The sequence below is a fragment of the Sphingomonas sp. Ant20 genome, assembly GCF_000783375.1.
In the GTDB taxonomy this organism is placed as follows: domain Bacteria; phylum Pseudomonadota; class Alphaproteobacteria; order Sphingomonadales; family Sphingomonadaceae; genus Sphingomonas; species Sphingomonas aerolata.
Genome location: NZ_JRVI01000112.1, coordinates 1 through 9,416 on the forward strand (window position 1 = coordinate 1; position 9,416 = coordinate 9,416).

Sequence of the window (9,416 nt, forward strand, 5' to 3'; positions counted from 1 at the left end):
TCCGGCCCGCTCCAGGCCCGCGGGCCACGTTCCGCGACAGCACCGCCGCCGACTTCCGCGGCGAACCCGGCCAGCGCCGCGGCGGTCTCGCGCCCGCTCAGCTGGCGCGGGCGCGGATCGATCGCGCACAGCGTGCCGTAGAACGACCCGTCGGCGAGCGTGATCGGGAAGGAGACATAGCTTTTGAACCCATAGAGCGACGGCGCGGGGTGCGTCAGCCAGCGGTCGTTGGTCGACACGTCGTCGATGACGACGGCCTTGCCCGACTGGCGGATGTCGTCGCAGATTGTCGTCGAGATCCGCAGCTCGTCGCCCGGCGACATGCCGAAATCGATCTGGTCGAGGACCTGGCAGGCGATCCAGCGCGTGTCGGTGACGCGCGCGACCGCGACGAACCCCATGCCGGTCAGCGCCGCGACCTTTTCGAGGATCGCCCGCACGTCGCCATTGTCGCTCTCGAGCATGACGCTCTCGGCCAGTTGATCGTACATCCGCCCCATTCCCCGTTCGGCGCACGATCCCCCCCGGAGATCGCGCTGCTTACGCTACGGCAGATGTGGGCGCGGCGTGAGAATGCAAGGGCAGGGGTCAGTCGCCCCGCTCGACCAGATGCGTCAGAAAATTGGTGAGTTCGAGCCGCCGACCCGCCTCCTGCGCGAAATCGTCGCCGACGCCGAGCAGCCAGAGCAGCGACCGGCGGTCGGGTTCGTCGTGCAGCGCATCGAGCTGCGCCGCGCGCTGTTCGACATCGGCCTCGCGCTCGGCGAGCCCCGCCTCGATCAGGCTGCCGGCCTGGCGGCGGAGCGCGATCGCGATCTCGCGCGGGGCCAGTTCGGGGTGATATTGCACGCCCCAGAAAATCCCGCCGTCATGGCGGATCTCGGCCGCCTGGATCGCGGTGACCGCGTTGCTCGCGAGCAATGTCGCGTCGTCCGGCAGCCGCTCGACCTCGTCGCCGTGGATCGCGGGCGCATCCCAGCTGTGCGTGCGGCCGGCGAGCAGCGGGTGATCGCGTCCCGCCTGCGTCCGCGTGATCCGGCGCGCGATCCCGGCCTCCATCGTCCGTGGCATCTTGCGGACGGTGCCGCCTGCTGCGGCAACCGCGAGCTGCAGTCCCGCGCACGAGCCGAAGGACGGCGTGCCCGAGGCGAACACCGCGCGCATGAAGGCGAGCTGGCGCTGCACCTCGGGCGAGTCGTCATAGACGTGGAGCGGCGAGCCGGTGACGAACACCGCGTCGAAATCGCCGATCTCGCCCGGCGCAAGCACGCGCGCGTCGTCGTCCGCGGGTGCGACGATCGTGATCTGCGCATCGGGCCTGAGCTGTTCGAGCGTCGCCGCATAGGTCTCGCCCGAGCTCTTTCCCGCATGCTCGCGGCGGGCGTCGCGCTGTTCGGGTGTTTCGCTTTCGGCCACTAGAAACTTCAGCACTATCAGTCCTCTGACCGTAAATGGCCGACAGAATAACGCGCGCGCTGGCGGTTCGCCCAAGACCGGCGGCAGATAATCCCCGCGCGTCCGTAACGACCGCGCTCGCCAACTTTGTCGCGCAGGGTGCAGTGCAACAAAACCCCGTCGCGCGGAGTTGCCAGCCTCATTCCATCCTTCCTGAACCACGGAGACTGTCATGTTCGGACTTACCAAGAAGGTGCGCTACGCCGTCGTCGGCGGCGGGCAGATTTCGCAGCAGGCGTTCATGCCGGGGATCGCGCGGACCAATAATTCGGAAATGACCGCACTGGTCACCGGCGACCCGGTCAAGGCGGACAAGCTGGCCAAGCTCTACAAGCTCAAGGCCTATTCCTACGCGCAATATGGCGAGCTGCTGGCCTCGGGCGAGATCGACGCGGTCTATATCGCGACGCCCAATTTCCTGCACATGCAATATGCCGTCCCCGCGCTCGAGGCGGGCATCCATGTCCTGCTCGAAAAGCCGATGGCGTCGAGCGTCGCGGAGGCCGAGCAGATCATCGCCGCCGAGAAGAAGGGCGGCGCCAAGCTGATGATCGCCTACCGGCTGCATCACGAACCCGGCACGGTCGAGATGATCACGCGCGCACGGGCGGGCGAGTTCGGCGACCTGCGCGCCTTCTCGTCGACCTTCATGCAGAATGTCCGCGAGGAGAATTCGCGCGGGCATAACGGCTATTGGGGCGGGCCCGTCCCCGACATGGGCACCTATCCGCTGAACGCGGTGCGCAACCTGTTCGGGCAGGAGCCGATCGCGGTGCATGCTGTCGGGACGAAGACGCCGGGTCGCGGGTTCAACTTCCACGACACCGTCGCGGTGACGCTGAAGTTCGCCAACGATCGCATCGCGCAGTTCACCGTCAGCTATGCGACCGCCTCGTCCGAGGGGTTCGAGCTGGTCGGCACCAAGGCGAGCATCCACGCCGCGCCCGCCTTCATGTTCGGGCCGACGACCAGCATCACCTATGTCGAGCGCACCGCGGACGGCAAGGAGAAGAAGCACGCCTTCGATCCGGTCGAGCAGTTCGGCAACGAGACGCAGTATTTCTCTGACTGCATCCTCAACGACCGTCATCCCGAAGCCGACGGGCAGGAGGGCCTGTTCGACATGCGCGTGCTGGCAGCGGTCGAGCGGTCGCTCGAGACGGGCGAGACCGTGACGCTCGAGCCCGCGACACGCACGCGGCACGTGACCGCGGATCAGGCGCTCAAGCTCAAGCCCGCCAAGGAGCCGAGCGAAGACGCGATGATCAGCATCATCCCGCAGTCCGCCTGACCACCGGCCGCGCCGCCCCTCGGGGCGGCGCGCGCTTTCTCAGGCGCCGACCCCGCGTTCATGCGCCCAGACCACTGCGGCGCTGCGCCGGTTGACGCCGATCTTGGCATAGAGCCGCGCGACATGGTTGCGCACGGTGTTGCGTGACAGTTCGAGCCGCTCGGCGATCGCGGCATCGTCGAGATCCTGGCAGATCAGCTCGAGCACCTCGCGCTCGCGCTTGCTGAGATCGAGCAGCGGCGCGTCCGAGGCGGCGCCGGGGCGCGGGTTCCGCAGCGTCGCCAGCTTGTCCATGATCGACCGGCCGAGCCAGTTGGCGTCCTTCATCACCGCCTCGATCGCCTCGACCAGCTCGAGCTCGCCGCGCCGCCGCGCGGTAATATCCTGATAGAGCCAGAGCACGCAGGCATCGCCGTCGATCCGCATGTTTTCGGCGGAGGCGAGACAGTCGAGCGCCTCGCCATTCTTGCGGAGCAGGCGGACATCCTGTCCGCGGAACCCGCCCTGCGCGCGGATCTCGGTTTCCAGCTGTTCGCGCTGGCCCGCATCATTCCACAATTGCAGGTCGTCGGCGACCCGGCCGATCACCGTGCGATCGTCATAGCCGGTCAGCGTCTTGAACGCCGCGTTCACCTGCAGGATGCGATTGTCGTCGGTCTGGGTCACGACCATCGCCACCGGCGCCATCTCGAACACCGCGGCGAAATGCCGCTCGCTCGCCTTCAGCGCATGTTCCGCGCGCCGCCGCGGTTCGAGGTCGGCGAAGGTGAACAACAGGCAGTCGCGGTTGCCGACCTCGATCGGCTGCCCCGCCAGGATGACCAGCGTCGTGTCGCCGCCGGCGAGCGGCAGCTCGGCCTCGAGCTGTGGCACGACCTCGCCGCGCGCGACGCACGCCTTGACGAACGCCTTGCGCTCGACATCGGCGAGAAAGTCGAAATCGAACAGCGTCTTGCCGATGATCGCGTCGCGGTCATAGCCCGACAGGTCGAGAAACCCCTGATTGACCAGGACGAAACGCTGGTCGGCGATGCGGATGATCAGCGCGGGGGCGGGGTTGGCATGGAACATCGCCTCGAACCGGTCCTCCGCGTCGAACCGCTCGGACACGTCGCTGATCACCAGCGCGAGGCAGTCGGGCTCGCCGCCATCCTCGTCCATGACGATGTCACGGACCTGATGGACCCAGCATGGTTCGTCCGCATCGCGCGGCGTGACTTCGACGATCAGGTCGGGGAAGCTCTCGCCCGCGAGCAGCCGGAGCAGCGGATATTCGCGCCGCGGCACCTTACGCCCGTCGCGGTAGCGCAGGGCGAACCGCGCGGCATAATCGTCCGCCGTCGCACCCAGCTCGCCGACGCCGCGGACGCCGTGCATCTTGAGCGCGGCGGGGTTGGCGCTCAGGATCACGCCGGTCGGGTCGATCAGGATCACCCCTTCGAGCAATCCGGCCATGAGCTGTTCGAGATGATGCAGGGTGGGCGCATGCAGCGGCTTGCCGGGGGTACTGGTCATGCCTCCTCAGCGCTGGAGCGCACGACCGGTTCCGTCACGGCCAACCCCGACCTACCAACCGGACTAGTGCCCCTATACTAATGTCGCAAAGCACTATGCGCGGCCGAACTGAACGTTAGCAGCACCCGGTCCGTTGAGCAGCCTGTACCAGTATCAACAGGAGCCTCATCATGAACCTCATCATCCTTCTCGTCGTCGGCGGACTCATCGGCTGGGTCGCCAGCATGATCATGAGGACCGACGCACAGCAGGGCGTTTTCCTCAACATCGTCGTCGGCATTGTCGGCGCGTTGCTCGCAGGCTTCCTGATCACGCCGCTCATTGGTGGCGCCTCGATCATGGACGGCGCGCTCAACATCCAGTCGATCCTGATCTCGCTGGTCGGTGCGGTGATCCTGCTCGCGATCGTCAACATGGTGCGCCGCGGTTCGGTGCGCTGATGAGGGGAGGGGCGGCCGCATCACGCGGCCGCCCTTCGTCGCATATTGATCTCGATTATTCGTCACGCCAGCCCGGCGTTGCGGTGTCTTTGCGCGTAGCTAGATATCAGCGACTTAGTGCAAAGGGCGAGTAGACGGTCTTGAACGATACACCCGACCGCGCCGACCCCGGCGCTCGTCCGTTGACGGCCGACGCCGAGCGAATCGCCGCCGAGCTGATCGGGCAGGACCTCGGCACCGACCCGTTCGTCGCCGCGGTGCGGGCGACGCGGATGCCGATGATCATCACCGATCCGCGCCTGCCCGACAATCCGATCGTGTTCACCAACGACGCGTTCTGCCGGCTCACCGGCTATCCGCGCGAGGACATACTCGGGCGCAACTGCCGGTTCCTCCAGGGGCCGGAAACCGATCCCGCGACGATCGACCGGATCCGCGACGCGGTTCGCCGGGTCGAATCGATCGAGATCGAGATCCAGAACCACCGCAGGGACGGTGAGACGTTCTGGAACCGGCTGCTGATGGCGCCGGTCTTCGACACGCACGGCGTGCTCGCCTATTTCTTCGCCAGCCAGGTCGACGTGACGCTCGAGCGTGAGCGGCTGAAGGGACTCGAGAGCAGCAACGCCTCGCTGATGGCGGAACTGACCGACCGGTTGCGACAGCAGCAGGAGCATGAGCGCGAGCTCGCCTTCACGCTCAAGGCGGCGCGGTTCGGGACCTGGAGCCTCGAGATCGCGACGAAGCGGCTGACCGCATCGGATACCTGCAAGGAGATCTTCGGCCGGCCTACGGACGCGCCGTTTTCCTATGACGACCGGCTGGCCGCGATCCATCCCGACGATCGCGCGCTGAGCGTCGCCGAGGTCCAACGCTGCGTCGAGGAGGGGACGGATTACGAGGTCGTCTACCGCATCTACCGCCAGGACGGCGAACTGCGGTGGATCGGATCGCGCGGACAGCCCTTTTATTCCGCCACCGGCGAGGCGTTGCGGATCGCGGGCGTGTCGACCGACATCACCGACCAGCGCCGCGGCGAGATGATGCGCGCGGCGCTGGTCGAGCTGGGCGACATGTTCCGCGACACCGACTGTCCCGACGACATTTCCTACCAGGCCGTCCAGATCATCGGCCGGACGATCGACCTCAGCCGGACCGGCTATGGCGAGATCGATCCGGACGCCGAGACCGTGACGGTGCACAGCGACTGGACCGCGCCAGGGGTCGACCAGCTTTCGGGCACGTTCAGGCTTCGCGACTTCGGCACCTATATCGACGACCTCAAGCGCGGCGAGGAGGTCTGCGTGACCGATGCGCGCGCCGACCCTCGGACCTACGCGACGAGCGCCGCGCTCGAGGCGGTGCAGGCCCGCGCGATCATCAACATGCCGATCACCGAAAACGGCCGGATCGTGGCGATGCTGTATCTCGCCAGCGGCTGGGCGCGGCACTGGCGCGCGGACGAGGTCGCGTTCGCGCGCGAGGTTGCGGATCGGACCCGCATCGCTACCGAGCGCCGCCGCACCGAACAGGCGCTCGCCGCGCTCGCGGCCTCGCTCGAGCAGCAGGTCATCGCGCGGACGAGCGAGCTGCAGACCGCCGAGGACGCGCTGCGCCAGTCGCAGAAGATGGAGGCGGTGGGCCAGCTGACCGGTGGTGTCGCGCACGACTTCAACAACCTGCTCACCGTGATCCGGTCCGCAACCGACCTGCTCAAGCGCCCCGACCTCCCGCCCGAACGGCGCGAGCGCTATATCGACGCGATCTCGGACACCGCCGATCGCGCGGCAAAGCTGACCGGACAGTTGCTCGCCTTCGCACGGCGGCAGGCGCTCCAGCCCGAGGTGATCGATGTCGGCCAGAGTCTCGGCAGCATCGCCGACATGCTCGGCACGCTGACCGGATCGCGGATTACGATCGCGATCGACGTGCCCGACACGCCCTGCTTCACCAATGTCGACCCGAGCCAGCTCGACACCGCCCTGGTCAACATGGCGGTCAATGCGCGCGACGCGATGGACGGCGCCGGGCGGATCGACATCGCGCTGCGGACCGCCACGATGATCCCGGCGGTGCGCTCGCATCCGGCGGTCGAGGGGCAGTTCGTCGCGATCTCGATGCGCGACACCGGGTCGGGCATCCCGCCCGAAAAGCTCGAGCGGATCTTCGAGCCGTTCTTCACGACCAAGGGGGTCGGGCAGGGCACCGGCCTTGGGCTCAGCCAGGTGTTCGGCTTTGCCAAACAGTCCGATGGCGACATCATCGTCGAGAGCGAAGTCGGCTGCGGCACGGTCTTCACGCTCTATCTGCCGCGCGCGGAGGAGCGCACCGCGAACCTGCCGGGGGCGGTCCCGGAGGGGCTGGCGGACGGCCATGGCACCTGCGTGCTGGTGGTCGAGGACAACAAGGACGTGGGCACGTTCACCACCCAGTCGCTTGCCGAGCTCGGTTATGTGACGGTCTGGGCGGCGGATGCGCAGGAGGCGCTGGCGGTGCTGGGCGAGGACGCGGCGCGCTTCGACATCGTGTTTTCGGACGTCGTGATGCCGGGCATGAACGGCATCGATCTGGCCAAGGCGATCCGGGCGTCGCATCCCGGGCTGCCGGTGGTGCTGACGTCGGGTTACAGCAACGTGCTGGCGCAGGATGGTACCGACGGGTTCGAGCTGCTGCACAAACCCTATTCGGTCGAGGACCTGTCGCGGATCCTGCGCAAGGCGGCAGGATAGCGCGGAGGAAAAAGGGCGACCGGCGAAACCGGTCGCCCCTTCGGATCAGGTGAGGCTGTGCTTGAGCGCGCTCATCTTGTCATGGCCTTCGCGGACCGAGGCATAGCCCTTGGTGACCACGTCGAGCGATGCGGGCGACAGCTGGCCGTCCTTCATCGCGTCCTCATACTTGGCCTTGATGTGGTCCTCGCCACGCTCGACCTCGAGGATGATCGCCTTGTCGTCCTTGCCGGTCAGCGCCTGCTTCAGGTCCATGAAGGTGCGATGCGCTGCGGCGAGCATGCTTGAATCCATCTCGGGCTCGCTGCCGAGTGCGCGGACCTGTGCCTGCAGGTTCGTCGCGACCTGGGCGCGATCGCGCGCGAAATCGGCGAACATCGTCGCATACTGCGTGCTCTCCGCGTCCTTGGCCGCGTCCTCATAGCCCTTCATGCTGTCGAGGGTCGTCTTGATCAGGCCGTTCAGGACGGACACGTCGGTCTCGTTGCTCATCATTCGTCTCCTTTGGGAATGGCGGCTCAACGATCGTCACGCGATTAAGTCGCACCCGGATTTTGCCTTCCCCGCGGACAAGTATCGAGCATTGCGGCCGAATTCGGCGGTGAAACGGCTTTTGCGCCTGTACGGCTTGATCTATGTGATGGTCTGGCCACGGGGCCGGACCGCCGGTCCGCCACCGACGCGCCCGACAGTCTGGAGTGCCCATGGTCGCCGTTCCGTCCGCCACATCGCCACTTTCCGCCACCGACCGACGCGACGGCCCGGTCGAAGCGCTCGCGCGCGCGGAGTCCGCGGCACAGGTCCGCGAGCAGATCCTGTGCTATCCCGGCGCCGTTCGCATTCCGGCACCCGGGATCGAGCTGTACATCGTCCGCGATTTCCTACCGCTCGACGTGTGCGCGACGCTGATCGCACTGATCGATGCGGATCGCGTGCCGTCGCCGGTCGTCGCCGACGATCCGCGTCCCGCCTACCGGACCAGCGAGACCTGTTACCTCTATGCGGGCCCCGACGCGGTCACCGCGGTCGAGACCCGGCTCGACGCGCTGACCGGGCTGAAACCGCGCTACGGCGAGGCGTTGCAGGGCCAGCGCTATGCGGTCGGGCAGGAGTTCAAGCCGCATCACGACTTCTTCGATACCGGCCAGCTCTACTGGCAGGATCAGGTCGCGGTCGGCGGACAGCGGACCTGGTCGGCGATGACGTTCCTGAACGAACCGGAGGCGGGAGGCCGGACCAATTTTCCGACAGCGGACGTGATCATCGCGCCCAAGGCAGGCAACCTCGTCATCTGGAACAACATGGACGACTATGGCGCGCCGAATCCGGGGTCGGTGCACCAGGGCATGCCGGTCGAACAGGGGGTCAAGTACGTGCTGACCAAATGGTATCGCGAGCGCCCCTGGGGTCAGTGAGGCACGGCGTCCGGCGCTGAGGCCGTCATTGCAAACACGCTGCGCAGCGGTCGGGTCTCGGGCAGGATATAGACGATCCCGACCGTGCCCGTGAACAACGGCTTGATCACCCCGTCGTAGAAGCGCGCAGGCACGTTGACGCAGCCATAGGAGATCCGGTTGTCCTGCGGCGTCGCCGAGGCCAGCCGTCCGGCGCGGTCGTCGACCCGGCGGCCGGCGATGACGCGGTGGAGCGACAGCGCAGCGGCATAGTCGATCCACAGGATATCCTGCTCGAAATCGGCGCCGATCGACGCCTGGAACCGGCCGGCGGGCGTGGTCCGCTCGGCGGGCGTGATCGTCGCGAGCTTGCGCTGGCCTATCCCCGGCACGCTGTCGTCGCCGCGGGCGAGACCGAGCAGCGCGGGCGCCGTGCCGCGGAGCACCCCCACGCCATCGAACGCGAAGACCACCGCGTTCACCTTGTCGATCACGACGAACGGCAGGGCCTGGTTGTCGCGCGACCGCATCACCCAGTCGACCGTGTCGCGGGCATCGCGGGAAGCAGCGGCAGCCCCGAACCGCGCGCTCG

The 9,416-nt window shown here is 67.2% G+C and carries 9 protein-coding genes; 4 read left to right on the forward strand and 5 right to left on the reverse strand.

Annotation, left to right across the window (positions count from 1 at the left end; genetic code table 11):
* Together NI18_RS14070 and NI18_RS14075 are read right to left on the reverse strand one after the other, a co-directional pair.
* A partial coding sequence (locus tag NI18_RS14070) for a GAF domain-containing protein (protein ID WP_306286420.1) occupies nt 1-491 on the reverse strand: 491 nt, incomplete at its 3' end.
* Between the two features lie 97 nt (nt 492-588).
* Nucleotides 589-1,431 (reverse strand): type 1 glutamine amidotransferase, encoded by an 843-nt coding sequence (locus NI18_RS14075; protein WP_037530673.1) that lies wholly within the window; start codon nt 1,429-1,431, stop codon nt 589-591.
* A gap of 196 nt (nt 1,432-1,627) precedes the next feature.
* Here NI18_RS14075 and NI18_RS14080 point away from each other — a divergent pair, with 196 nt between their 5' ends.
* Nucleotides 1,628-2,746, forward strand: a complete 1,119-nt coding sequence (locus tag NI18_RS14080) for a Gfo/Idh/MocA family oxidoreductase (RefSeq protein WP_037530674.1) — start codon at nt 1,628-1,630, stop codon at nt 2,744-2,746.
* Nucleotides 2,747-2,785: 39 nt separating this feature from the next.
* Here NI18_RS14080 and NI18_RS14085 read toward each other — a convergent pair whose 3' ends face one another.
* Nucleotides 2,786-4,261: a PAS domain S-box protein gene (locus tag NI18_RS14085; protein WP_037530677.1), complete on the reverse strand. Its 1,476-nt coding sequence runs from the start codon at nt 4,259-4,261 to the stop codon at nt 2,786-2,788.
* A gap of 170 nt (nt 4,262-4,431) precedes the next feature.
* Here NI18_RS14085 and NI18_RS14090 point away from each other — a divergent pair, with 170 nt between their 5' ends.
* Both NI18_RS14090 and NI18_RS14095 read left to right on the forward strand, forming a co-directional pair.
* Complete coding sequence (locus NI18_RS14090) at nt 4,432-4,701, forward strand: GlsB/YeaQ/YmgE family stress response membrane protein (protein WP_031393553.1); 270 nt, start codon at nt 4,432-4,434, stop codon at nt 4,699-4,701.
* Between the two features lie 140 nt (nt 4,702-4,841).
* Nucleotides 4,842-7,430, forward strand: coding sequence for a PAS domain-containing protein (locus tag NI18_RS14095; RefSeq protein WP_031438845.1), 2,589 nt, complete (start codon nt 4,842-4,844; stop codon nt 7,428-7,430).
* A 45-nt stretch (nt 7,431-7,475) separates the two neighbouring features.
* On the opposite strand, the gene NI18_RS14100 is transcribed toward NI18_RS14095, so the two are convergent.
* A complete protein-coding gene (locus NI18_RS14100) occupies nt 7,476-7,922 on the reverse strand; it encodes a PA2169 family four-helix-bundle protein (RefSeq protein ID WP_235188219.1) in 447 nt (148 codons plus the stop codon).
* A gap of 212 nt (nt 7,923-8,134) precedes the next feature.
* Between NI18_RS14100 and NI18_RS14105 the strand changes: the two genes are divergently transcribed.
* Nucleotides 8,135-8,845: a 2OG-Fe(II) oxygenase gene (locus NI18_RS14105; protein WP_042466181.1), complete on the forward strand. Its 711-nt coding sequence runs from the start codon at nt 8,135-8,137 to the stop codon at nt 8,843-8,845.
* Here the strand turns inward: NI18_RS14105 and NI18_RS14110 are convergent.
* Nucleotides 8,839-9,416, reverse strand: a 578-nt coding sequence (locus tag NI18_RS14110; protein ID WP_037530681.1) for a hypothetical protein, incomplete at its 5' end; no start/stop codon positions are given. The genes NI18_RS14105 and NI18_RS14110 overlap by 7 nt on opposite strands.

What these genes read in the sequence shown, in the direction of transcription:
- NI18_RS14080 (WP_037530674.1), top strand. Translation starts at nt 1,628, where the DNA reads ATGTTCGGACTTACCAAGAAGGTGCGCTACGCCGTCGTCGGCGGCGGG.
- NI18_RS14085 (WP_037530677.1), bottom strand. Translation starts at nt 4,261, where the DNA reads ATGACCAGTACCCCCGGCAAGCCGCTGCATGCGCCCACCCTGCATCAT.
- NI18_RS14090 (WP_031393553.1), top strand. Translation starts at nt 4,432, where the DNA reads ATGAACCTCATCATCCTTCTCGTCGTCGGCGGACTCATCGGCTGGGTC.
- NI18_RS14100 (WP_235188219.1), bottom strand. Translation starts at nt 7,922, where the DNA reads ATGAGCAACGAGACCGACGTGTCCGTCCTGAACGGCCTGATCAAGACG.
- NI18_RS14105 (WP_042466181.1), top strand. Translation starts at nt 8,135, where the DNA reads ATGGTCGCCGTTCCGTCCGCCACATCGCCACTTTCCGCCACCGACCGA.